This window comes from Stenotrophomonas sp. 82F1, assembly GCF_056861525.1.
The window spans coordinates 21,328-45,345 of record NZ_JBSPUD010000014.1; the positions used below are offsets into that span (position 1 = coordinate 21,328).

Below are 24,018 nucleotides of genomic sequence, written 5' to 3' on the forward strand. Positions count from 1 at the left end.
ATCAGTGCCCCGGATCCAGCCGCTTGGCCGCCACCCAGCGCAGCACCCGCCAGAACAGGAAGGCCACCATCAGCACCACCACCGTGGCCAATACCGCCAGCAGCGCGGGGTGATCAGCCAGGTGGTACCAGAGCAGCAGCCACCACGGCAGCGCGCCCACGTAGTAATGGTCGCCGACGAACTGGCTGTGGATGCCCGAACTGCGCAGGATCGCCACCGAACCGGCAATCGCCTGGCGCTTGCCGGTATCGCTGAGGGCGTCGTCGAGCAGGCCGTAGTCGGCGGCATTGCTGGCTGCCAGCGAGACGATGCTGCGCTGCGCATGATGCGGCGACTGCAGGCCGATGATCGCCGCGAAGGGCGCTTCGGCGGTGACCGCCACCTGGGTGACCGCCGGATCACCGGCGCGGCTGCCGCGACGGGCCTGCTCCATCGCCAGCTGGGGCGACGGTGACTGGCCATTGAGCAGGCGCGTGCGCTGGTCATCGATCAGCAGCGACAACTGATCGCTGCCGCGCAGTTCGGCCGGCATTGCACCCAGCATCAGCAGGTCGGCATCCATCGCGCTGGCCTGCTTCCAGTCATCGGACAGGCGCAGGCCATAGGCCGGGTATCCGGTCTGCACGCCCAGGCCCCCCACCAGATTCAACAGCAGGCTGACCTGCGATTCGCTTGCCGTTGCCGGCACCAGCACCACTGTCTCGGACAGATCGGCCATGCGGCTGAAGGGGAATCCACTAAGCGCGAATGCGGACAGGTCCGGCAGGCCCATGTAGTGGTGGAAACCGGAGAAGTCGATGGTCGAATCTTCTTCGATCGCCGCCTGCAGGTTCGGCGGCAGCACGGTCTGGCAGTGGTCGCGCTGGGCGCTGCCCATCACGCTGGCGAAGTTGAAATCAAAGCGCAGCTGGTTGCGATCACCCAGCTTGAGCGAGGGAATCAGCAGGCGGCCGTCGTCGGCACCGGCGTCACCGGCCAGCACCGGCAGGCGGATTTCCTCCAGGCCCTGCTTGCCGTTGCGACGCACCAGCGGGAAGCTGGAAATGAACTGTTCGTTGATTGCGACGCCCAGTCGCGATTCATCGCTGCCGAACGGCGGCGTGTAGCGGTAACGCAGGTTCAGCGGAATGCCCTGGTTGCGCCAGATGAAAAGATCCGGTGGCAGGTTGAGGCTGACCGTGATCGGCTGCGGAGACACCCCGTTCGCATGCAGCTGCTGGGGATAGTCGAGCAGTTCGGCCAAACGCACGGCACGATCGGTACGCACCCAGTTCGGTGCGTCGTACGGCTTGCGCGGGGCCAACGGCTTGACCTCGTCGATGCTGACCTGGCTGCCACGGAACAGCGCGTTGCCCGCCGCCATCGCCGCCACCGCCTTCTGCAGGTCGTCGTCGTTGCGGCCCAGCACCAGCAGCAGTTTGCGCTGCGGGTCCTCCGGCAGCGCCATCAGTTCAACCACCGGGCCCTTCACCGGTGCATGGTTGGCGATCACCGGCGGGAACTTGCCATTGACCGCCAGCACCACGGCATGCCCCTGCGCCGGCAGTTGGCCGAAGCTGACCGGGAAGCGTGCCTGCCGCCACCAACCGGCCAGGCTGCCGAAATAGGAGGCCATCACTGCACCGGCGCGTTGCTGGGCCAGCGTCGGTGCGGCACCGAACACCACCGGCAGCTCCAGCCGCGCGGTGTCGCGCGGATCGAAGAAGGGCAACGGGAAGTTGGCCAGGTCGTCCTGCATCGCCAGCGGTTGTCCGCCCAGGCGCAGCGTGCTGTTGCTGGACAGGTTCACCCACAGCGAGCTGTGGGTGGGTTCTTCGCAGATGTCGGTGTAATGGCCGACAAACTCCAGCCGCACCTGGTTGAAGTCGGCGATCAGGCGCGCATCCAGCGGCAGCTTGGCCTGCACCGGGCGGCCAAGCTGGTCGTTGCTGATCGGCACTACCCCCATCAACGCGTCGTTGAGATAGACCCGCAGATGCGACAGGGTCGGCAGCAGCGACGGCGACGGCGTGAAGCTCAGGTCCAGCTCGGCTTCGCGGGCCAGGCGATCGCGGCGTACCTGGAATTCGAAGGTGGTCGCGTTGCGCACGCCCGACAGCAGCGTGTCCTGGCGACGGCCCAACTGGGCGAACGTGCTTTCGCGCTGCCAGGGCCACGCACTGCCTGCCCAGGTCTGCGGCAGTGCGGCTTCACTGCGCTGCGCAGGAACCGCTGCAGCCGCAACCGGCGTCGGCACCGCGACCTGTGCTTGCGGGGCGGCCGGCGTGGGGCTGGTGGCAGATGCCGGCACGGGGGCCGGCGCACTGTTGCCCGAGGCCACAGGCAAGGCCAGCAGAGGCAACAGCAGCCAGCGCAGAGAGGACGGAATGCTCATGGACGAAGCCCTGGATCAGCGGCTGGGTCAGCCGGGTGGGATGGAAGCGGACGTTGCGGGGCGAAACTGGCCAGCCAGCGCAGCAGGCGACGGTTCCAGTGCGCGGGGCGGTCGAGGTCGAACGGTGCGAAATCGCCCATCCGCCGGTAACCGCGCCAGCCAAGCACCAGCACGCTCCACAGGCTGCGTGGCAGGCTCTTGGGCTGGTAGCCGGCGTGCCAGTCGAGCCACGCATCTGCGCGGGCAAAGGTGCACTGGGCAAATTCCACGCGCTGGCGTTCGTTCTCGAAGGTCAGCAGCAGGCCGAGGCGGTGGCCGACGCTGCGTTGCACGCGCGCGGGGAACGCGAACTCGCGACGGCCCCGGCCCAACAGTACCTGCACCGGTTGGCCCTCAAGCAGTTGCGGGTCGTCGCCCAGCTCGATGCCGACACCGTCGTTGGAGTAGTCCTGCATGACACCACGCAGGCGGCGACCATCGGGAACCTGCAGGGCCATCGGCAGACGCGTGGTGACGCGATGGGTGCGGCGTACCTGCTGCACTTCGGCGGCCACGGCCAGTGCCCCACCGATGATCAGCAGGTTGTACAGCACCCACAGCGAGCTGACGACCACCGTGCCACGTTCGTCGGCCGGGCCATGCATGAAACGCCAGACCGCGAAGCACAGGCCCAGCACGTTCAACAGCGCCAGCACCAGGTAAGGCCGTGCCACGCGCCAATCGAAGCGATCACCGGCCTGCGTGCCCCCCTTGTCGGTGACGTTGAACTTGCCACGCCCCGGGCTGAACAGCGCAATGGTGGTCGGCCGTGCGATGTACCAGGCCAGCACCGTCTCATACACCTCACCCCAGAAGGGGCGGCGGTACTTGCCCTGGATGCGCGCGTTGGTGAGGCTGGCGTGGGCCATGTGCGGCACCACGAACAGCAGGATCGCCAAGGCCGGCGCGTAGATGATGTAGACGTGCAGCAGCAGGAACGCCAGCGGCGCGGTGAGGAACACCAGGCGTGGAATGCCGGCGAGGAAGTGCAGCATTGCGTTCGCGTAGCAGAAGCGCTGGAACAGGCTCAGGCCCTTGCCGATCAGCGGGTTGTCGATGCGGAAGATCTGCACCATGCCGCGTGCCCAGCGGATGCGCTGGTTGACGTGCGCGCCGAGGCTGTCGGTGGCCAGGCCGGCCGCCTGCGGGATGCGCAGGTACGCCGAGTTCCAGCCGTTGCGGTGCAGGCGCAGCGCCGTGTGCGCGTCCTCGGTGACGGTCTCGGTGGCAAAGCCGCCAATGGCATCGATCGCCTCGCGACGCAGCACCGCGCAGGAGCCGCAGAAGAACGCCGCGTTCCACAGGTCATTGCCATCCTGCACCAGCCCGTAGAACAGTTCGCCCTCGTTGGGGTCGCTGCGGAACACCTGCAGGTTGCGCTCGAACGGATCGGCCGAGAAGAAGTGATGCGGCGTCTGTACCAGTGCCAGCTTCGGGTCGCGCAGGAACCAGCCACAGGAGACCTGCAGGAACGAACGCACCGGCAGATGATCGCTGTCGAAGATGGCCACCAGTTCGCCATCGATCAGGGTCAGGGCATGGTTGAGGTTGCCCGCCTTGGCGTGGCGATTGTCGGTGCGGGTGATGTAGTTCACCCCGGCGCGCTCGGCGAAGGCGCGGAACTCCTCGCGCCTGCCGTCGTCAAGAATGTGGATGCGCAGCTTGTCGGCCGGCCAGTCCAGGCCCATCGCCGCGTACACGGTGTGCCGTACCAGGGCCAGGTCTTCGTTGTAGGTGGGAATGAGCACATCCACCGTCGGCCACTGCTGGACATCGGCCGGCAGCGGCGCCGGGCGACGACGCAGCGGCCACGCCACCTGCACATAGCCCAGCATCAGCACCAGCCACGAGTAGGTTTCCGCGGCCAGCAGTACCAGTCCGCAGATCAGGTCGAAGGTGCTGTTCCAGTTCAACGTGGCCGTGTAGCGCCACCACAGGTAGCGGCAGGACACCGTCATCGACAGCACCACCAGTACCAGGGTGGCGTAGCGCCCCTGCATGCGCCGCACCAGCAGGGCGATGACCCACAGCAGTAGTACGAACACGAACTGCGCGAAGTAGGTGAACGGTTGGGTGATGCACAACACGGCCAGGCCCAGCGTGGCCAGACCGATCAGGAAGGTCAGCAGATTGCGCGTGCGCGGCGACAACGCCTGCAGGCGCTGGCTGGCCCAGGCCATGATGCGGCTGTTCCAGACCTCGTTGGGCGCATCGCGCATCGCACGCACGTAGCGCAGGTGACCACGCCCGGCAGCACCGCGCAGTTCGGCGATGCGTTGCCGGCGCGCGCGGGCCAGTCGTTGCCTGCGCTGCGATGGACGCGGCACCAGGCGCACGATCGACAGCCACACGGCCTGGATCAGCAACCGCAGCGGGTCGCCCGGGCGCCAGCGACGGTCGCCCTGCAACTGCGGGAACGCACCGCGCAGGCGCGGTGCCAGTGCCTGCCACGCCGGAGCTTCCAGGCGCAGGAACGCCCAGCCGATGGCCTGCAGCAGCCACAGCACCAGGCAGGTCGCCCACGGCGCATGGACCCGATCACGCAGGCGGCTCCAATGCAGGTAGTAGACCCGCGCGCTCATCCGTGCGCACCCTCCGCCTGCCGCCGGGCAGCCTCGGCCAGGCACCACAACGCGAGACCATCGATATCCGCCGCGGCCAGCGAATCGGCCGCATGACGGCCCAGCGGCTGCTTGCTGGCCAACGCCGCCGGCACCCGCGCATCCTCGTGCAGCGGTTGCGGCAGCAGGCGCGCAGCATGCGAGTGCAGCCACAACTGCATCAGGTCGCGCTGTACCGGTACGGCGGGATCGTAGCGATTGGCCAGAACACGGCGTGCGTCGGCATTCTGCCGTTGCAGCACCACATGGCTGGTCGGATCGACACAGGCCAGGCGCAACGGCAGAGTGCAGGCGGCGTGCTGATTGATCGCAGCCACGTGCGCCGGCAGCCGCTGTGGCAGGTCGAACAGCAGCCAGTCGAACTGCGAGGACAGCAGCGGCATGCGCTCGGCCCAGGTTGCCGGGGCAGTTTGCAGCCACTGCTCGACCCGCAGTGCCTCGCCGAGATCGACGCGACCGTAGGGAAGCACGGCCAGGCCAGGCGCGCAGGCGAAGGCCGACGCGCGCCAGTCGCCCCCATCAAGCTGGGCGCGTGCCCAGCCGCCTGCCTCCTTGGCTGGCAGGCCCAGGTGCAGGCCCAGCATCTGGTCCGGGCTGCATTCGACCAGCAGCACGCGCTGGCCCTGCACATGCAGGGCCTGGCCCAGCGCCGCCAGCACAGTGGTCACGCCGGTGCCACCATGCACGCCCTGCAGGGACAGCACCGTACTCATGGCTGCTGCTCCAGTTCGGCCAGCAGCGGCCAGCGTGCCAACGCCTGCGCGCGCTCGTTCTGCGCCGAGAAGTCCACATAGGGCATCTCCGGCATGTTCAGGCTGCGCCGCAGCAGGTCGATGTCGTCTTCCTCGACCGACAGCGTGGTGGGCACCGTGAGGATGTCAGCGGCCATCAGCGTTTGTCCTCGGGGTAAGGGCTCCAGGTCTGGCTGCCCTGCAGCTGCAGCCATGGCTTGCCGTCGTAGTCGATGACCTTGGCACCCTCGTTCTCGGACACCGACGGCGTCTGTGGCAGCCCCTTGAGCAGGCTGTTCCAGTCGCGGTCGGCCGGCGGCGATTGTGCGTTGAGCGCGTACACCCGTGCCACCAGCTCGGAGATGGCCAGGTAGCTGCTCGGCTCGGGGACATGCCGTGGGCCACCGGCGGCAGGCGCGCCCATGCCCACCAGCTTCACCCCCACCGGCACATGGGTGATCGACGGGCTGGGAATTTCGCGCATGCCCGGGATCTGCATGCGATCGCCATGCAGGGCAGCGCCGTGTTCGGGCACCACCACGATCATCGCCCGTCGTCCGCTCTTCTCCACCGCATCGACGAAACCGGCCATGTCGCCCAGTACCATCTGCGCACGCGCCTTGTAGTCGGCAGCGTTGGCACGGCCATCGGCGCCGACGATGCGGTTGCCGTCGTGCAGCGAGATGGTGTTGTAGAACAGCGCCACCTGCTGGGTGGACTCGGCCTGGCGTTGCTTGAACCAGCTGTTCAGCACGTCGCCATCGCGACGCAACGGCGATTTGTCGAACGCCACCAGCGCGCGCGGCAGCGGATTGATGTCCATCGGCTTGGCCTGCAGGCCGCCGTACTTGGACAGCTCACCGATGAAATCGTCGAAGTGACCGTCGTGATTCATGGCCACCTCGCTCTGGAAGCCGAGGCGCTGCAGGTTGGAGAACAGCTGGCATTCGGCCGGCACCGGATCGAACAACGCGGTATGCGAGGTCTGCCCGCAGCTGGCGCGCAGCAGGCGGATCGCCGCGGGTCCGCTGTAGGCGGTTGCCGAATTGAAGTCGTCGAACACCACGTCCATGCGGTCGAGCAGGTTGTTCTGCCGCAGCCCCACTTCGTCCAGGTCACTCCAGGCCAGCGAACAGATGTTGAGGATGATGACGTCGAACGGCGCGCCGCTGGCCGGCGCCGGGAACGCCGTCTTCAGGCTCGACTGCTGCTGGTAGAAACTGGCCAGCCAGGCGTTGAGGTTGTCGTTGCTGGCCGGCGCCAGCTGCGCACGGCCGCCACCCGCATTGCCGGTGGCCGCCACCGCCTGGCCCGATCCCGCGACCAGCCCGGCCGGCAGCGGCAGCGCGACCACCGCCATGCCGAGCATGCCCAGCACGCTGAGGGTGGTGATGCGCAGCCACGGTTTCAGCAGGTAATAGGCCACCAGCAGCAGGGCCAGCACCGCCACCATCTGCCAGTTGATGAAGCGCTGCGCCAGTTCCAGCCAGTAGTCGGCAGAGAAATCGAGCACGCCCGGCTGCGCCAGCAATCGCTGGAACGGCGGCCACCAGGTGTCCTGGTAGTACAGCGCCACACCCACGGGGACAGCCACCACCGTGCGCGCGATGCGCGCCCAGCGCCAACGCAACGGCACCAGCAGTGCGCCGAGGAACAGCAGGTTGGGCAGGATCTTCAGATCCAGCGCGCCCATCCAGGCCAGCACCACCTTGGACAGGAAGTACAGGTTCCAGCCACGCAGGTCGGCCCAGGCGAACGGTGATGCGGGCAATGCCTGCGGACTCATGCCGGCCTCCGCGGTGCACGCTGGCGCACGCCGGCCCGGCGCAGGTGGCGAGGCGGCAACCACCCACCGACGCGTCGGCGCAGGCCGCGCCACAGCACGCCCAGCATCGCGCCGAACGGGATCATCAGTACCGCGCAGGCGACGATCAACGTCCACAGCTGCTGGTCGGTGGTCATGCGTCGTCTCCCAGCCGCAGCGGCGTTGGTGTGGCAAATGGCGCTGCGACAACTGCGGTTACCGAGCTCGCCACTGGTTCCGCAGGCTGCGGCAGCAGTTCGGTCTCTGGATCGCTGCCGCTGGCGTTCATCGCCGCGATATCGTATTCGGCAAGCCGCTGGTAACCGTCGAACAGCTCGCGCCAGGGCAGGCGGAACAGGTTGCCCAGCGCCTGTTCGATGGCATCGCGGCGGCAACCGAACAGGAACAGGCGCACCTGTCCGCGGTATACGCAGGCCAGGTCGCCCTGGCGGCGGATGCGCAGCTGCTGCAGCGTCTGCTCGGCGCGCAGGCCAGCCACCGGCTGCAATGCCAGCACCGCACTTTCCACGGCGCTGCCGTCCTGGTCGATGCGTTCACTGGCGATCTGGCGGAAGCGTGATGCACTGACCTGGCCACTGATCGACGGTGGCCGGTGCGCACGGATCAACGGTTCCGGATCGTCCGCCAACTGGCCCTGCCAACGCTGCCGCTGCACGGTGTCGAGCAGGGTCAGCAGGCGCGGCAAAGGGGTGCGTGCAGGCACCACCAGGCTGCCACCGCACTGCAGCAACAGCCGCTCATCGGCGTAGCGCAGGCAGGGCTGCAGTTCGCGCACCACCAGCTTCAGGGCATCGCCGCGCTCACGGCGCAGGCGATGCAGCAATCGAGCCAGCGCATCGACCTGTGCGTTTTCACTGATGGCCACCACTACCGTGGCCTCGCGTGCCTGCAGTGCGGCCGGCATCAGGCCAGCCCACCCTTCGTACAGGCGCCAGGCCGACGACAACGGCGGGGCACCTTCCAGCACATCGGTCTGGGCCAGGAACAGGTCGCGGTCACTGCCGCCCTCGCCCGCCACTGACGGCGCTTCGACCTCGGGGTCGACCACGCGCTGCAGGCGCTGGCCGACCTGTTCGACAGTGAAGGCACGTTGTGCGACGACGCCGTGGCTGTTGGTCCAGTAATGCAGCAACAGCTGCAGTGCACCACGGTGCGGATGCAACTGGGCGACGCCAGCGCAGCTCCGGTTCAAGGGCAACAGGCGTGGCGCGACCGTGGCCACCTCGCCATGGCACAGCAGCAACAGGACCTGAGCGGCCTGCTGCGCCCAGTGCTGCAGGCGTTGGCACCAGCGCGACAAACGCGCATCGTCCCACCCGTCCAGTGCAGCCACCGGAAACTGCACGACGCACATGCGCGTCGTGGAACCCGAAGCGCGGGGCAGATCCTCGGCAAGGCCACGCAGGGCCTGCTGCATGCCCTGATGCGAACACTGGAACATGCGCACCCGTGCAGGGCCTTGTTCGGCAGTCAGCAGGGACAGCATCGGCTCGACACCGCGCCCCAGCGTCGCCAGCACTACGTCATCCAGATCGCCCGCACCGGTCAGCGCACTGGCGCCCAGCAGATCGGCCGGCGCGCTGCCGGCGGCAACGACCCAGTACACGCCGCCACTGCGCATTTCGACGAACTCGGCCGGCATGCCGGCAATGGCAAGATGGGGCGCCGTCACGCGTTGTTCCTTCCAGCGGCCATCGGCGGATCCATTGGCAGACTTGCAGGGTGGATACTGCAGCGAAGGGAACTCATTTGATGACGCACGTCACATTCATGTGGTTGAAACCGCATGATAACGTCGATCCTGCCGCTTGCGGCATCAAGACACGGTCAATTGCAGCCAGGCGCGAGGGCCAGCAAGCACCGCGCGCAGGCAGCCACATCCCGCTGGCCGCAGCGCGGCCCCGGACCGGACTCGATCAGGCCTGGCCCGGGTCCGGCAGCTCGAACACCTGCCGCAGGTAGGACAGGTAGCCCGGGTCATCGCACATGCTCTTGCCCGGCGAGTCGCTGAGCTTGGCCACCGGCTGGCCATTGCAGCGGACCATCTTGATGACGATGTTGAGCGGGGTCGGCCCCAGATCGTTGGTCAGATGGGTACCCACGCCGAACGCCACCTGGCAGCGGCCGCGGAAGTAGTCGTACAGGCGCATCACCTTGGTGATGTCGAGCCCATCGCTGAACACCAGCACCTTGCTGCGCGGATCGACGCGGCGCTGCTGGAAGTGGGCCAGCATACGGTCGCCCCAGTCGAACGGGTCGCCGGAATCATGGCGCACGCCGTCGAACAGCTTGCAGAAATACATGTCGAAGTCGCGCAGGAACGCGTCCAGCCCGACCACATCGGACAGCGCGATGCCGAGGTCGCCGCGGTACTCGCGTGCCCACGATTCCAGCGCCGCCACCTGCGAATCGCGCAGGCGCGGGCCCAGCGCCTGGAACGCCTGCAGGTATTCGTGGGCCATGGTGCCGTGCGGGGTCATGCCGTACAGGCGCGCGAAGTGCACGTTGCTGGTGCCGACCAGCTGCGGGCCCAGCGCATCGCGCAGCAGCGGCAGCAGGCGCGCATGCCAGTCGCGCGAGTAGCGGCGGCGGCTGCCGTAGTCGGCGATGCGGCACTGTTCGAAACCGGGGGTATCGCGCAGCAGTGCGGCCTTGGCCTGCAGGCGGCGCTCGCCCTCGGCGAAATCGGCCGTGGTGGTGTTGCGGAACCAGACTTCGTTGATGATCGCCAGCAACGGCACTTCAAACAGGATGGTGTGCAGCCACGGACCGGTGATGTCCAGTTCGATCTCGCCGGGCACGGTCTTCGATGCGCGCAGCTGGATGTACTTGCGGTCCAGGTGGAACAGGCCGAGGAAGTCGGCGAAATCCGGCTTCACGAAGCGCAGGCCACGCATGTAGTCCAGCTCTTCATTGCTGAAGCGCAGGCTGCACAGGTGGTCGATCTCCTCATCGATCTGGTCGATGTAGCGGGCCAGTTCGATACCGGGGGTGCGGCATTTGAAACGGTATTGAACCTGCGCGCCGGGGTGCTGGTGCAGCACCGCCTGCATCATGGTGAACTTGTACAGGTCGGTGTCGAGCAGGGACTGGATGATAGGCATGGCTGGAATTATGCGCCTGTAGGGGTGAACCGGGGGCGCCGCCAGTAGAGCCACGCCATGCGTGGATGACCCCATCCATGCAACCGAGCATGGGCTCGGCTCTACAAAGACCTGCGCAGCAGCCGCGGCACCTGCACCAGGGCATGGGCCCAGATCGCCCCCCACACCGCCAGCCGTACCGGCAACGACCGCTGCGACGCCTCGAATTTGCTGAAGTAGCGCCACAGCCCGCGATGCTTGTGCCATTCCACGAAGAACGGGCGCGAACGGCTGGACACCCCACGCACGTGGGTCACCTTCAGGTCGTTGGCGACGGCGACCACGCCGCCGGCCTCACGCACGCGACGGCACAGGTCCAGGTCTTCGGCATGCAGCCGGTAGCCGGCATCCCAGCCGCCGATGCGATCGAACAGGGCTCGCGGCATCAACAGCAGCGCACCGGACAATGCCGGCACCTGCTGCAACGGCTGCGCCGGGTCGCGGGCAATGGCCAGCCGCGCGCCGCGACCGGGCGAGCGCAGCATGGCAAGGAAGTCAGGATCACGACGCCGTACCGCGTCATCGGCCTGGCCGTGTTCGTCCACCTGCTCCACGCCCAGCAGGCTGTCGCCCACCGCACTGGCACGGTCACGCAGTGCGGCGAGGGTATCGACTTCAACCATCAGGTCGGGATTGATGAAGGCCAGCCACGGGCTGCGTGAATCGGCAACGCCCTGGTTGTTGGCTGCGGCGAAACCGGGATTGTCCGGATTGGCGATGAAGCGTACGCGCGGATCGTGGCTGGCATGGCGCTGGATGACCTCCAACGTGTCATCCAGCGAGCCGTTGTCGATCACCCGGATCTCGGCCACGTCGTGCGCCTGGCGCAGTCGCGACAGGCAGGCATCGATGGTGCTGCCGCTCTGGTAGGTGACGACGATGGCGGCAATGGCGGCATTCAAACAGGCGGCTCCAGCGGTGATGGCGAGACGAACAGGTCGCCCTGCCCGCGCGGCATTATCGCCTGCTGCAGGTTGTGCTGCAGGTCCTGGCGCAACGTATGCAGCGGGTCGTGCATCAGGAAGTCAGCCAACCGCGGTACCCAACCCGGCCAGCGCGCGGCCAGTGCCTCCAGATCGCCGTCGCGGCTGGGCGCTTCACTGGCACGGCTGACGAAGGCGTTTTCGCACAACACGTTGCGCCAGCCGAGACCGGCCATGCGCAGGCTCAGATCGACCAGCGCCGCGTTCCAGCCCAGGTAGCTTTCTGCGTCCAGGCCGCCGGCACGCCGCCGCGCATTGGCGCGCACCAGCACCGCGTGGGTGACTGCCGAGGGGAGTTCGGGGTGCAGGGTCGGCAGTGCGGCGCACACGTGGGCCAGCAGCGCCGGGTCGTCCGGTTCGGGGTTGAGTTCACCCAGCCGTGGCCAGGCAGCGGTCTCGCCCACGTTGCACCACGGCGTGGCGGTGGCAATGGCGGCGTCACGCGCAAACGTGGCCTGCAACTGCTGCAGCCATCCCGGTGCAGGCACGCTGTCCGGGGCCAGCACCGCGACATCCAGGCCATCGCAGGCACGCAGCATTTCGTCCAGGTGGGCAACCTCGCCGAGGGGTCTGGCGCGGCGGGTGTATTCGGCCTGCAGCGGGGTATGTGCCAGCCAGTGTTCGACCACTGCCTGTGCACGTGGCCCGGCCTGCGCGTCATCGCCCAGCCAGATCGATGTACCCGCTGCGGTACCGGCATCAAGCGCGGCCAGGCAGCGGTCAAGTACCGCGTCGTCCACGCCCAGCGGCAACAACACGATCGCCCCCATCCCGCCTCCGTGGTTGTCGGTGGCCACAGCGTAGCATCGGGTGGGTGTCGGCCGGGTTGCACCCGGCACTTGCAGAGGCCGCAGCAACGGCAACAGCAACAGCCGAAGCGGGTTTCCTGTGGGATGGCGGGGTGTGTCCGGTGGCGGGGGACGCCGTAAATACGTCCCTGTAGGCTCGGTCGCGCCAGCCCATGGGCGCACGCCCCCGCCCCCCGACACACCCCGCTTTCGACAGTTTTCCGCGAACTGTTGGAATGGCTCTTGGGGTCAGATCCGTTTTCCGCAGGAAAATGGATCTGACCCCAGAATTTCATTCGATATCTGAAAGAGATTCATCCACGCATGGCGTGGATCTACTGGCCACCGGCCAACTGTCGAAGGCGGGGCACTGTGGGTTTGCGGGGTGTGAGCCGCATGGATGCGGCGACCAAGCCTCCATGGACGGATTCACGGCGTCCCCGCAAACCCACAGTGCACCGCCATCCCACGGAATGCCGCTGTTGCTGTTGTTTCGGCCGTTGCTGTTGCTTCGGCAGGTGCAGGGCGCAGCCCTGCCGATAAACCCCTTACTTCAGCCGGCGACCGGAACGATCGATACGGAACCACTCGCCGCCTTCCATCGGCGTATGCCCGTCGCCATCGGGCGTGCCACGACGGCAGCCGTTGCAGACCTCAGCCACGCCGTCCTGGAATGGCCAGGCAAAATCGAACGTGGCCGCAATCACCTGCTCGAAGGCGGCGTTGAAGTAGCCCACGCGGTCGCCGACGCGGCCGCGGAACAGGCCTTCCTGCAGCGGATCTGCGCCGTTGTCCCAGGCGATCACCGCCTGGCTGCGGCCGCGACGGTCGACGTAGTGGAAGCCGTCGGCGGTCTGTACCAGCGCCAGGCCATCGCCGTCGTAGGGAAGATCCTGCAGGGTGTCCGCGCTGATCTGCGGCTTGTGATCGACGACTTCGCAGCCAGGCAGCATCCACAACCCGTGTTCTTCGGTCATGACCTTGCAGGCCGGCCCCTGCGCCGACGCCCAGGTGCTGGCCAGCACGCCCAGCAGGGCCAGCCAGCGCGCACGGCGGAGGCTGGCCAGGGCAGGGCGTGCCGGCCGTGCCATCACTTGCTGCCAGCCTTGCGCTCGAAGGTGGCCGGTGCCGGCAGTTCCACCGGTACGCCCTTGTCGTCGCAGGTGCCGGCCTTGCACAGGCGATCGCGCAGGGCCGGGGTGGCCTGCACGATCATGTGGTAGATCGCGTTCTGTTCCAGGGTGCCGCGGATCGCCTTGCTGCCCGGGCCGCGTGCCCAGATGCCGACGTCTTCGCCACCATGCGATTCGGACTTCATCGGGACCAGCGCTTCCTGCATGTAATCCGGATGCTCGGTATCGACATCGTGCAGGTTCGGGCGGCCAGTGGCCGGTTCGAAGCTGCTCGGGTTGTGCGGGTAACGCTTCGGGCCGGCCGGCTGCTGGTTGCTGCTGCCGGTGTGGCCCGGGCCGTTGGCGTAGCTCAGCGTGGTGTACGGCTGGCCGGTGCCGTCCAGCGCGTAATCCAGCTTGCCGGCGCCGTCTTCGCCGCCCTTGTCCTTCACCTTGCCCAGGATCGGGTTGCCACGGGCCGGGTAGCCGACGAAGTTCAGGGTGTGCGAATGGTCGGCGGTGACGATGATCAGGGTGTCGTCGGCCGAGGTCAGCTCGTTGGCCACGCGCACGGCATCGGACAGGGCCACGGTTTCGGTCAGTGCACGGTAGGCGTTGCCGCTGTGGTTGGCGTGGTCGATGCGCGCGCCTTCGATCATCAGCACGTAGCCTTCCTGGTGGCGCGACAGGTTCTTGATCGCTGCAGCGGTCAGCTCGGCCAGGCTCGGCTCACCGGCCGGGTCCTGCGGGCGTTCGTACTCGTAGCGCATGTGGTCCGGCTCGAACAGGCCGAGGATTGCCGGTGCGTTGGCGGCGGCCTGCAGCTGCTTGCTGTTCCACACATAGGCGCCCTGCGGATGCGCCTGCTGCCATTCCTGCACCAGGCTGCGGCCGTCCAGGCGCTGGCCGACCTTGTCGTCGTACTCGGGGTCGCGCTCTTCCACGGTGGTGAACTCACCACGACCGCCACCAAGGGCGACCAGCGGGCCACGGCCGTAACGCGAGGTCGACAGCAGCTGCTGGGCGATGTCCTTGCAGCCGGCGGCCTTGGCCGCTTCGGTCAGGTCGGTGTCGTTTTCCCAGTTGCGCTCGGGCGAGTGCGCATAGGTCGCGGCCGGGGTGGCATGGGTCAGGCGTGCGGTGGACACCACGCCGGTGGCCAGGCCGGCGCTGTCGGCCAGCTGCAGCCAGGTCAGCAGGCCCTTGGACAGGCTGTCGGCGCAGTCGGTGCGGCTGCCGGCACCGACACCGATCGCACCCATGTGGGTCTTCACGCCGGTGGTGATGGCGGTCATGGTGCCGGCCGAATCCGGCGTCTGCGAATCGGTGTTGTAGGTCTTGCTGAACGCGGTAGCCGGGAAGCGCTCCCACGACAACAGGTTCTCTTCGCCCGAGCCGCCCTTCTGCTGGCCTTCGTAGATACGCGAGGCAGCCACGGTGGTCAGGCTCATGCCGTCACCCAGGAACAGGATGACGTTTTTGGCCTTGCCGGCCATCGCACCATTGGCGGCCGCTTGGGCGGCACCGCTGCGGTACCACCACTGCGGGGTTTCACCGGCAGGATGGGCGACGGGGGCGACGCTGACCTTCAGGCCGGCCGGGGCGGACGCGGGGGCGGTGCTGGCGCAGGCGCCGAGCAGCAGGGTCGTGGCGCAGGCGGCCAACAGGGAGACGGAACGACGCATGGACGCTGGGATCTCACAAAGTGTAACGGGACGTTCATTATGCCCGGCCTCGCAAGGCACGCCGATGACACACTGATTTGCCATGTGGGCGGTCGTTCTGCGGCCCGCCTTGGGCTATCGTGCCAGCATCCCTTCCTACCCCCTTGGATTGCCTATGAAGCTGGTCTCTGCCTGGCTGCGGATTCCATTCTGGCAGCGCGTGGTCGGTGGCTTCGTGCTCGGTGCGTTGGCCGGCTGGGCGCTTGGCCCGGCCGCTGAAACCTGGTTCGGCCCGCTCGGCGAGCTGTACGTCACCCTGATCAAGATGATCGCGGTGCCGCTGGTGTTCTTCGCGGTCATCAACGCGATCTCTTCGCTGCACGGCCAGAAATCGGTGGCCGCGCTCAGCGGGCGCACGTTCCTGTGGTTCGTGATCACCGCCGCGCTCGCGGTATGCGTGGGCCTGGGCGTGGGTACGGTGCTGCAGCCCGGCGCCGGTGGCCTGCAGCTGTCGATGGCCAGCAACTATGTGCCGCGCGAAGTGCCCAGCGTGGTGCAGGTGCTGCTGGATGTGGTGCCGTCCAACGTGTTCTACGCGCTGTCGGGAATCGGCACCAAGGTCAACGCCGCCGGTGAAACCGTGTTGGCCGCAGGCCGTGGTTCCATCCTGCCGGTGATCTTCTTCGCTGGCCTGGTCGGCTTTGCCATCGTCAAGCTCGGCGAGAAGGTGACCGAGGCGCGCAAGCTGGTCGGCCAGATGAGCGACATCATGATCCAGGTGACCCGCTTCGTGCTGGAAGTCACCCCGATCGGCACCTTCGGCCTGATCGCCGGCCTGGTCGGCAGCTATGGCTTCGAGAAGCTGCTGCCGCTGGGCCACTTCGTGCTGGCGCTGTACGTGGCCTGCGCGCTGCACATCGTGGTGGTGTACAGCGCGCTGCTGCTGGCGCATGGCCTGAACCCGCTGAAGTTCTTCCGCGGCGCGGCGCCGGGCATGCAGGTGGCGTTCGTCAGCTCCTCCAGCTTCGCGGCGATGCCGGTCGCGCTGCGTTCGATCACCCACAACCTGGGCGTGAACAAGGATTACGGTTCGTTCGCGGTGCCGCTGGGCGCGAGCATCAAGATGGACGGCTGCGGTGCGATCTATCCGGCGCTGTGCGCGGTGTTCATCGCCCAGTACAGCGGTGTGCCGCTGACGCCGGAGCAGTACGTGGTGGTGCTGATCGCTTCGGTGCTGGGCAGCTTCGGTACTGCCGGCGTGCCGGGTACGGCGGTGATCATGGCGACGGTGGTGCTGAGTGCGGCCAACCTGCCGCTGGAAACCATCGGCTATCTGTATGCGATCGACCGCATCCTGGACATGATGCGCACGATGACCAATGTGACGGGCCAGATGCTGGTTCCGGTGATCGTGGCCAAGGAAACGGGCCTGCTCGACCAGACGGTGTACGACAACCCGTCGACCAACGTCGGCATCGATGATCCCGACCCGAGCCCGCCGCGCGCCTGAAGCGGCACTGCATCGGGCTGTATCAGTACCTGTAACACGGCTGATACAGCCCCGATGGCGCCTTGCGCAGTGGTGTTTCCTGCGCGTTAAGGCCAACGAAATCCGAACGAAGTTGTAACACTGCGGCGTCATGCCGCCGTGCTGTTGCCGGTCAAACCCCTGCTGCGACAGCCTCCCGGAGTTGGCACGAAAGCTGCTCACTCCCTGCGCATAGGCAACGGGAGAGCGGCATGGACGGCAGCACCACCCTTTTCACTGTTTCGGGCCGGCAGCTGGCGCTGCTGCTGATGCTGGTCGTTCCGCTGGCGGCTGCGGCCTCGGGTGCCCGCCAGGGGGTGAAGGCGCAGCCGGGTGAAATCGTCCTGTTGCGCGATGTCGCCACGCGCCCGGCCTACCGCATGGCGCCGCCCGGGGTGGCATTGATCGCCGATCCGAAACCGCAACATGAGATCGCCGCTGCACTCGGCAGCGGTGGCGCCACAAGCGGCATGGATGAACTCAGCGAGGACGACTACGCCGGCCTCGGCGCTGGCCAGTCCGGCAACGTGCACGCGCACGGTGTCACCACGGTCGAGCGGGTGACCCAGCAGGCGCTGGGCGGAACCCTTGGTCGCTCGGGTGAGGGAATGATGAGTGGCAGCAGCCTCAGCGGTGCGATGAGCGGCCCGCTGGGGGCCGTCGGCAATACCACACGCGGCATTGGCGATACGGTGCGCGGCGCACTGTCGCAGTTCCCGCTGGGCGCACCAGCGCAGGCGGGTGGCAAGTGAAGCGCGCAGTGTTGCTTGCGGTCTGGCTGGCAGTGCCGGCCGTAGCCTTGGCCGACGACTACAGCGGCATGCTGGCCTACCTCGATGTGACCCGCATCGACGGCCGCGCACTGGCGGGTGCCAGCGGCGCCATCGCCATCAACCAGGCGGCCGGCGATCTCAACCTCCAGGCCAACCTGCATGGCATGGCCAGCGGTGACCGCGCCGACGTGGCCATCGCCGCACGGCAGCAGCACAGCAACGATGTGGTGCTGTCGGCACCACTGGAAGCCAGCGCGCACATCGCCGGACAGGCACTGGCAGGGGCCAGTGGCATTGCATCGATCAACCAGGCCAGCGGCATCGCCAACACGACGCTCAATGTCGTCAGCGCGACGCTGGCCCGGCAAGGAATACGCGAATCCGATGACACGGCGTTGGCCGCCTCGGACATCGCGTCAGCAGGGGGGCAGGGCGACACCGGTGACGGTGTTGCGGCGGGTATCCGCAGTGTCGGCGTTTCCTCGACGGCACTGCGGGGCTTCGACGGTGTCCTGCAACTCAATCAGATCGCGGGAGCGCGAAACGATACGGCCAATGTTCTGGGCCTGGTCGTGCAGGGCAACCCGTGAGTACCACCCACCCGAACCAATCACCTGATGAGAGAGAGGGCACCATGAAAGCGACTGTCAAAAAGACCGTACTCGCCATGGCAATTGCCACTGCCTCGACCGCTGCTGCGGCCAATGGCTGGGACAACCAGAACGCCAATGCGAACATCAACCACAACCACGTCGTGACCGAAACCCGCAACGACACGCACAACCATACCGACAACGAAGTCCGCAACTGGACCCGCAGCAACACCACGGTACGCAACAACACCGACACCTCGAACGTGACCCGCAATCGCACGGTGAACATCAACGAGCAGGTGCAGAAGAACAGCAACATCCAGGCCGACGAGCGCAAGGAAAAGAACAACCACGGCGTCGACGTGAACCTGGAGAAGGACCTGCGGCTGAGCTCGGACATCAACTTCTCCGGCGACCCGACCATCAGCGGTGACATCGACCTGGACTCGGCCGCCATCGCCGTGATCGACAACCGCCAGTCGATCAGCAACAACGTCACCGGCAACAGCCTGGTCACCAACAGCGCTTCGATCGCCGATGATGTCGGCGCCGGTGCCTCCGGCAACCTCGGCTTCAACGTGGTGGCTGGCGACAACAACGCGCAGGACAACGCTGCGTCGCTGTCGGCGGCGGATGCCTCCTTCAGCTTCGGCATGGCCGACGCCGAGGTGTTCGTCAACCAGGCCGGCTTCGGCAACACCACCATGAACTCCGGCGTCACCAACGCCGCTGGCCTCGGTGGCAATGCCTTCGGCGGTGCATCGGGCAACATCGGTGTGAACATCGCTTCGGGCAACAACAACGAGCAGAAGAACGCACTTGCTGCCTCGGTAGCCACCAGTGCGATGGCGCAGTCGAGCATCAGCTCCAACCAGGTGTCCACCGGCAACACCGTGTCCAACGCCGGCTTCGTGCAGTCCTACACCGATACGGTGCAGGTCGGCCTGAGCGGTCGCGTCGCTGGCGGTACCCTGGCCGTGGGTGCCGGTACCTATCGCGGCACCGGCAATGCCTACCAGATGGCCAACTACTACCTCGATACGTGGAGTGGCGATCTGCCGCATCCGGGTGGCAATGCGACCGGGCACATCGATCTGGACAACGAGATCCAGAACGCAACGATGAACCCGAACCGGCCGGGCGTGGGTGGCCTGGGCTTCGATACGCGTGAAAGCGGCACCAGCCAGTTCGTCGAGCTGGGCGTGGCCGACCTGTATGCCAGCCTCAGCGGCACGGTCAACACCACCCGCTGGGTGAACGTCAATGCGACCAACACCTCGGCACTGTCCGGCAGCGCGTTCTCCGGCGCGTCCGGCAACATCGGCGTGAACGTGGCATCGGGTACCGGCAACCTGCAGGCCAACAGCCTGGCATTGGCCGTGGCACAGCCGAGCACCGGCGGTGGGAGCGGCGGCGGCGAGTGATCCACGGTGTGACCGCTTTCGCAGCGAACCTGCGTTGAGCGCAACAAGCCCGGCCATCCGCCAATGGCCGGGTTCCCCCGGGGGCCCCTGTCCCTCCTCCCCCTTGGGGCAGGGGCTCCTTCCTTCTCGTGGAGAACGGCATGGCCGGTCATCGCTGGTGGTTGCGTTTGCTGCCCTGCCTGCTGCTGTTGACCAGCGCATCTGGCTGGGCAGGCGAGGTGGTGTTCAGCGGGGTGCTGCCCAATGGCGCGCTGCTGCAGCAGAAGGTGGAAAGCATGCAGGAGCGGCGGTATCGCAACCTGGTGCGGCAGCACACCGACTACAGCTGCGGGGCGGCCGCTCTGGCCACCATCCTGCGTTACGCCTACCACCTGGACACCACCGAGGCGACGGTGATCGAGGGAATGATGGGGGTATCCGATCCACAGCTGGTCAAGGAACGTGGTTTCTCGCTGTTGGACATCAAGCGCTATGTCGAATCGCTGGGCATGCGTGGACGCGGCTATCGCATCGATGAATCGCGGCTGCGCACGTTGCGGGTTCCTGGACTGGTGCTGATGGATGTACGCGGCTTCCGGCATTTCGTCGTGCTCAAGCAGGTGCGCGACGGCGTGGTGGAAGTAGCCGATCCGATCCTGGGCAACCGCAGCCTGTCGCTGGCCGAGTTCAGTGCCGCCTGGCCGTCACGCGCCGTTTTCGTCGTGATCGGCAGCGACTTCGATCGCAACACGGTGCTGCTGCAACCCAGCGAACGGCCCAGTGCCCGCGCGTTGTATGCGCGGCAGGGACCGATCACCGATGCCGAACTGGTCGACTTCGGCTTCAGCCACGCCGACCTGTTCTGAAGGAGGCACGATCATGCAATGCCAACGTGTGTTACTCGCCCTGCTGCTGATGCTGCCTTTGTCGCCGTTGATGGCGGCAGACGGCGCACCGGGGCGGGGCCTGAAGGAAATTCCCGATCCCGAACTGAACCTGATGCGTGGCCGCTACACCGTCGGTGGCAACAACGTGGCCTGGTTCGGGGTGACGATGATTTCGCAGTGGCAGGGACCCAACGGTGCGGTGGTGCAGGGCGCGCTGACCCTGGGCATGGATTTCCGCAATGGCGGAACACCGAAGCTGAGTTTCCAGCCCAGCGTCCACGTCACCGCCGCTGACGCACCGTTGCCGACGACGGCGGGGCGCAGCATCGACAGTACCGGTCTGGCCAATGCCAGCGGACTGGTGCAGAGCGTGCAGGTGGCCGGCGATGGCAACACCGCGCGCAACGTGACCACGCTGACCGTGCGTGACGGTGCGGTGCCGACAGCAATGAGCGACGACGGCAGCCGCATGGTGCAGGCACAGCAGGGGGGCGCTACCGCCACGGCCATGCTCGATGGCAACCAGGCGCGCCTGCTGCTGCAGGTCGATGGACAGAGCCTGGTACAGCAGTGGATCCGCAATGGCAGCGTGGGGCAGGGCATTGCCCTGGCCGGCGATGGACAAACCGCCAGCAACCGGCTGCAGCTGGAGCTGGTACGCAATACCGCGGCCAACAACCTGCCCTTGAGCCAGAACGTGGCCCAGGCGATCGGGATGAACCGCGGCATGGGCCCAGGCCAGTAACACGGCCTGGTCGGGGGGAATCGACGTACAACGCAGGTCACCGACATGCACACTCTCTACCGGCTTACTCCGCTGGCGCTGGCGGCGCTGGCGGTCACTGCCTTCGCCCAGCAGCCCGCGCCCAGTGACGGCGCCGACATGCAGGCATTGATCGCGCAACTGGAACAGCTCAAGGCCAATTACGCACAGGAGGTACGCCGCCTGCGCGAACTGGACATGCAGGTGCAGGCGATGCAGGCGCGGCTGAGCGGCCGCGCAGGACCCGCTGCGACCCCCGCTGCACCGTTGGCGTCCGCTGCGGCATCTGCGGTTCCACCCAGCAGCGAAGGCTATGCCAGCAGCGCCGCCGAGGCACAGCAGGCCAAGCAAGAGGCACGGCGCAGCGTGGACGACGTCAAGCAGCAGCAGGCGGCGTTGTTCTCGCGCCGGTTCACCATCGAGAACGGCCTCACCTATGCGCGCTACGACCGCAAGCAGCTCACGCTCAACGGCTTCCTCGCCCTGGATGCGATCTTCCTCGGCAACATCGCGATCGAGAACGTCGAATCCGATTCGTTGACCTACAACCTGGCCGCGCGCTGGGGCGTCAGCCCCAACCTGACCTTGAACATGGACGTACCGTACCTGGCACGGCGCACGGTCTACCAGAAGGGCGGTGCCGGCGGCGCCGCGGCGGCGATCGCGCAGGAAGAAACCAACGGCAGTGGCATCGGCGATGTCAGCCTGAGTGCCAATTACCGGCTGTTCGCCGAACGCGGCTGGCGCCCGGAGACGGTGCTGACCGGTGGTGTTACCGCGCCGACCGGACGCGCACCCTACGGCCTGGACTGGAAAGTGATCGAGCGCGACGACGATGATTACATCCGCTTCGCGGTGCCGCAGGAACAGCCGACCGGCAACGGTGTGTGGCAGGCCAACCTGGGCGTATCGATGGTGAAGACCGCCGATCCGGCCATCCTGTTCGCCAACGCCGGCTACATCCATTCCTTCCCGCGCGGCTTCAGCGATATCGACAGCAACCCGGATACGGTCAACCCCGGTGACGTGAAGCTGGGTGGTTCGGTGTACTTCGGTGCCGGCGTGGCCTTCGCGTTCAACGAGCGCACCAGCCTGAGCATTTCCTTCAGCGACAAGATCAGCACGCGCGCCTCGACCCGGTTCAAGGGCGGTGAATGGGTGAAGGTGATCGGCAGCGATGCCAATGCGGCCTCGCTCAATCTCGGCGTGACCTACGCGTTGAACCAGCACACCACGCTGGTGACGATGCTGGGCATCGGCCTGACCCCGGATGCGCCGGACTTCACGCTGGCCTTCAAGGTGCCGTACATGTTGTAGGCGGGGCGGCCGGGCCATCCCGGCTGTTTCACGCGGCCAGCGGTCAGCGCTGCGCCGGCAGCTCAAGATGATGTTTGCGGCACAAGCGATAGACCGTCACCCGCGAGATCTGCATGTGCCGCGCGCACGCCGACACGTTGTAGCCATGCTGGCGCAGGGCCTGCAGCAGCACGTCGCGTTCCACCTGGCCACGTGCATCCTGCAGCAGCGCACGCCGTGCGGGCGCATCGGGTTCGGCCAGATCCAGGTCGGCCGCGCTGATCAGTTCGCCCTCCGCCACGATCGCCGCCCGCTGTACCCGGTTCAACAGTTCGCGCACGTTGCCCGGCCAGTCGAACCCGCGCATCGCCTGGTGCGCGCCAGGATCGAAACCACGTGCGCGGCCGGCATGACGTTGGCGGAATGCGCGCAGGAAGTGTTCGGCCAGCAGCAGGACATCGGCGCCACGTTCGCGCAGCGATGGCATCGGCAGGCGCAGCACGTTGAGGCGGTAGTAGAGATCGCGCCGGAAGCGACCCTGGGCGACGGCCTGTTCCAGTTCGACATGGGTGGCCGCCAGCACGCGCACATCCACCCGCAGTGGCTGGTTGCTGCCCACCCGTTCCAGCGTGCCCTCCTGCAGCACCCGCAGCAGGCTGGTCTGTGCATCGGCCGGCAGGTCGCCGACCTCATCGAGGAATACGGTGCCGCCATGGGCTGTTTCGAACAGGCCGATGCGACGTTGGGAAGCGCCGGTGAAAGCGCCACGCTCGTGGCCGAACAGTTCGGACTGCACCAGGTTGGCGGGAATGGCGCCGCAGTTCACCGCCAGGAAGGGTTTTCCTGCGCGCCCGGACAGCGCATGCAGCGCCTGCGCGGCCAGCTCCTTGCCGGTGCCGGTTTCGCCCGTTACCAGCACCGGCAGCTCGACCGGGGCGAATTTGTGCAGGGCAGTGCGGACGGCCAGCAGGGGGGCGCTGTTGCCGATCAGTGCGGGAAGACCGCCACCGTTGTGGGTCGCGGCAAGTGGCAGATCATCGCCATCGCACTGGCGCTGCAACGCCGACAGCAGGTCGGGAAGCTCCAGCGGCAGCGAGAACTGATCCTGGCAGGCCCGAAGCAACGCGCCCCAGGCGGGAGGAGGGCTGCCCAGCCCGGCGGGCAGCACGGCCAACCACGGCAGGTGATGGTGCTGCTCGACCCACGGCAGCAACAACTGCGCCGCCTCTGCATCCAGATGGCGAAGATCGACGACGGCGACCAGATGATCGCGGCCGCGCAGGCCAATGGCCATGGCAGGTGCAGGGCTGACACAGCGCAGTTGCCATCCTGCGGCCGCCAGCGCATTGCGCTCGGCTGCCGGTGGCTGGCCGAACCAGATCACGCAGCGCGATGGAATCTCCAGGCTTGCCGCCATGCCTCCCCCCAGCATCCGGGCAACGCGGGCGGCTGACAGGTCATCATCGGTGTGCCGCCCCACGCCGCGATGCTGCGG

Annotated in this window: 20 protein-coding genes; 7 read left to right on the forward strand and 13 right to left on the reverse strand. The window is 67.0% G+C overall.

From position 1 onward, the window contains the following. Position 1: 1 nt before the first annotated feature. The 12 genes from bcsB to AC13GI_RS14070 all read right to left on the reverse strand — a co-directional run bounded on the left by bcsB (position 2) and on the right by AC13GI_RS14070 (position 15,301). Entirely contained in the window at positions 2 to 2,374 is a 2,373-nt protein-coding gene (gene bcsB, locus AC13GI_RS14015; protein WP_482996614.1) for a cellulose biosynthesis cyclic di-GMP-binding regulatory protein BcsB, read from the reverse strand. Then, complete coding sequence (bcsA, locus tag AC13GI_RS14020; protein ID WP_099820337.1) at positions 2,371 to 4,995, reverse strand: UDP-forming cellulose synthase catalytic subunit; 2,625 nt, start codon at positions 4,993 to 4,995, stop codon at positions 2,371 to 2,373. The genes bcsB and bcsA overlap by 4 nt, the downstream gene beginning before the upstream one ends. Further along, complete coding sequence (bcsQ, locus tag AC13GI_RS14025) at positions 4,992 to 5,747, reverse strand: cellulose biosynthesis protein BcsQ (protein ID WP_482996615.1); 756 nt, start codon at positions 5,745 to 5,747, stop codon at positions 4,992 to 4,994. The genes bcsA and bcsQ overlap by 4 nt, the downstream gene beginning before the upstream one ends. Next, a complete protein-coding gene (bcsR, locus tag AC13GI_RS14030) occupies positions 5,744 to 5,923 on the reverse strand; it encodes a cellulose biosynthesis protein BcsR (RefSeq protein WP_482996616.1) in 180 nt (59 codons plus the stop codon). The genes bcsQ and bcsR overlap by 4 nt, the downstream gene beginning before the upstream one ends. Next, positions 5,923 to 7,551, reverse strand: a complete 1,629-nt coding sequence (gene bcsG / locus AC13GI_RS14035; RefSeq protein ID WP_482996617.1) for a cellulose biosynthesis protein BcsG — start codon at positions 7,549 to 7,551, stop codon at positions 5,923 to 5,925. The genes bcsR and bcsG overlap by 1 nt, the downstream gene beginning before the upstream one ends. Then, positions 7,548 to 7,727 carry a cellulose biosynthesis protein BcsF gene (gene bcsF / locus AC13GI_RS14040; RefSeq protein WP_025876682.1) on the reverse strand — a complete coding sequence of 60 codons (180 nt, stop codon included), beginning with the start codon at positions 7,725 to 7,727 and terminating at the stop codon, positions 7,548 to 7,550. The genes bcsG and bcsF overlap by 4 nt, the downstream gene beginning before the upstream one ends. Next, a complete protein-coding gene (locus tag AC13GI_RS14045; RefSeq protein ID WP_482996618.1) occupies positions 7,724 to 9,262 on the reverse strand; it encodes a BcsE family c-di-GMP-binding protein in 1,539 nt (512 codons plus the stop codon). Before AC13GI_RS14045 ends, bcsF begins: the two co-directional genes overlap by 4 nt. A gap of 244 nt (positions 9,263 to 9,506) precedes the next feature. Next, a complete protein-coding gene (pncB, locus tag AC13GI_RS14050; protein ID WP_099820342.1) occupies positions 9,507 to 10,694 on the reverse strand; it encodes a nicotinate phosphoribosyltransferase in 1,188 nt (395 codons plus the stop codon). 101 nt (positions 10,695 to 10,795) lie between these two features. Then, positions 10,796 to 11,635 carry a glycosyltransferase family 2 protein gene (locus tag AC13GI_RS14055; protein WP_482996619.1) on the reverse strand — a complete coding sequence of 280 codons (840 nt, stop codon included), beginning with the start codon at positions 11,633 to 11,635 and terminating at the stop codon, positions 10,796 to 10,798. Further along, complete coding sequence (locus tag AC13GI_RS14060) at positions 11,632 to 12,486, reverse strand: glycosyltransferase family 2 protein (RefSeq protein ID WP_380655868.1); 855 nt, start codon at positions 12,484 to 12,486, stop codon at positions 11,632 to 11,634. The genes AC13GI_RS14055 and AC13GI_RS14060 overlap by 4 nt, the downstream gene beginning before the upstream one ends. Before the next feature lie 566 nt (positions 12,487 to 13,052). Then, positions 13,053 to 13,598 (reverse strand): WG repeat-containing protein, encoded by a 546-nt coding sequence (locus tag AC13GI_RS14065; protein WP_380655871.1) that lies wholly within the window; start codon positions 13,596 to 13,598, stop codon positions 13,053 to 13,055. Further along, on the reverse strand, positions 13,595 to 15,301 hold the full coding sequence (locus AC13GI_RS14070; RefSeq protein WP_482996620.1) for an alkaline phosphatase: 1,707 nt from the start codon (positions 15,299 to 15,301) through the stop codon (positions 13,595 to 13,597). The genes AC13GI_RS14065 and AC13GI_RS14070 overlap by 4 nt, the downstream gene beginning before the upstream one ends. Before the next feature lie 154 nt (positions 15,302 to 15,455). On the opposite strand from AC13GI_RS14070, the gene AC13GI_RS14075 reads away from it, so the two are divergent. From AC13GI_RS14075 to AC13GI_RS14105, 7 genes are all read left to right on the forward strand, one after another. Next, complete coding sequence (locus tag AC13GI_RS14075; protein ID WP_100461150.1) at positions 15,456 to 16,790, forward strand: dicarboxylate/amino acid:cation symporter; 1,335 nt, start codon at positions 15,456 to 15,458, stop codon at positions 16,788 to 16,790. Positions 16,791 to 17,020: 230 nt separating this feature from the next. Further along, positions 17,021 to 17,560 carry a hypothetical protein gene (locus AC13GI_RS14080; RefSeq protein WP_482996621.1) on the forward strand — a complete coding sequence of 180 codons (540 nt, stop codon included), beginning with the start codon at positions 17,021 to 17,023 and terminating at the stop codon, positions 17,558 to 17,560. After that, positions 17,557 to 18,171 carry a hypothetical protein gene (locus AC13GI_RS14085; protein ID WP_482996622.1) on the forward strand — a complete coding sequence of 205 codons (615 nt, stop codon included), beginning with the start codon at positions 17,557 to 17,559 and terminating at the stop codon, positions 18,169 to 18,171. The genes AC13GI_RS14080 and AC13GI_RS14085 overlap by 4 nt, the downstream gene beginning before the upstream one ends. A 44-nt stretch (positions 18,172 to 18,215) precedes the next feature. Then, positions 18,216 to 19,598: an adhesin gene (locus AC13GI_RS14090; protein WP_482996623.1), complete on the forward strand. Its 1,383-nt coding sequence runs from the start codon at positions 18,216 to 18,218 to the stop codon at positions 19,596 to 19,598. 140 nt (positions 19,599 to 19,738) lie between these two features. Beyond that, a complete protein-coding gene (locus tag AC13GI_RS14095; RefSeq protein ID WP_099819003.1) occupies positions 19,739 to 20,443 on the forward strand; it encodes a C39 family peptidase in 705 nt (234 codons plus the stop codon). A 13-nt stretch (positions 20,444 to 20,456) separates the two neighbouring features. Further along, positions 20,457 to 21,209, forward strand: coding sequence for a hypothetical protein (locus tag AC13GI_RS14100; protein WP_099819004.1), 753 nt, complete (start codon positions 20,457 to 20,459; stop codon positions 21,207 to 21,209). A 45-nt stretch (positions 21,210 to 21,254) separates the two neighbouring features. Beyond that, entirely contained in the window at positions 21,255 to 22,544 is a 1,290-nt protein-coding gene (locus AC13GI_RS14105) for a transporter (RefSeq protein ID WP_380655887.1), read from the forward strand. 43 nt (positions 22,545 to 22,587) lie between these two features. Here the strand turns inward: AC13GI_RS14105 and AC13GI_RS14110 are convergent, their stop codons facing one another. Then, on the reverse strand, positions 22,588 to 23,940 hold the full coding sequence (locus AC13GI_RS14110) for a sigma-54 interaction domain-containing protein (protein ID WP_099819006.1): 1,353 nt from the start codon (positions 23,938 to 23,940) through the stop codon (positions 22,588 to 22,590). Positions 23,941 to 24,018 lie beyond the last annotated feature (78 nt).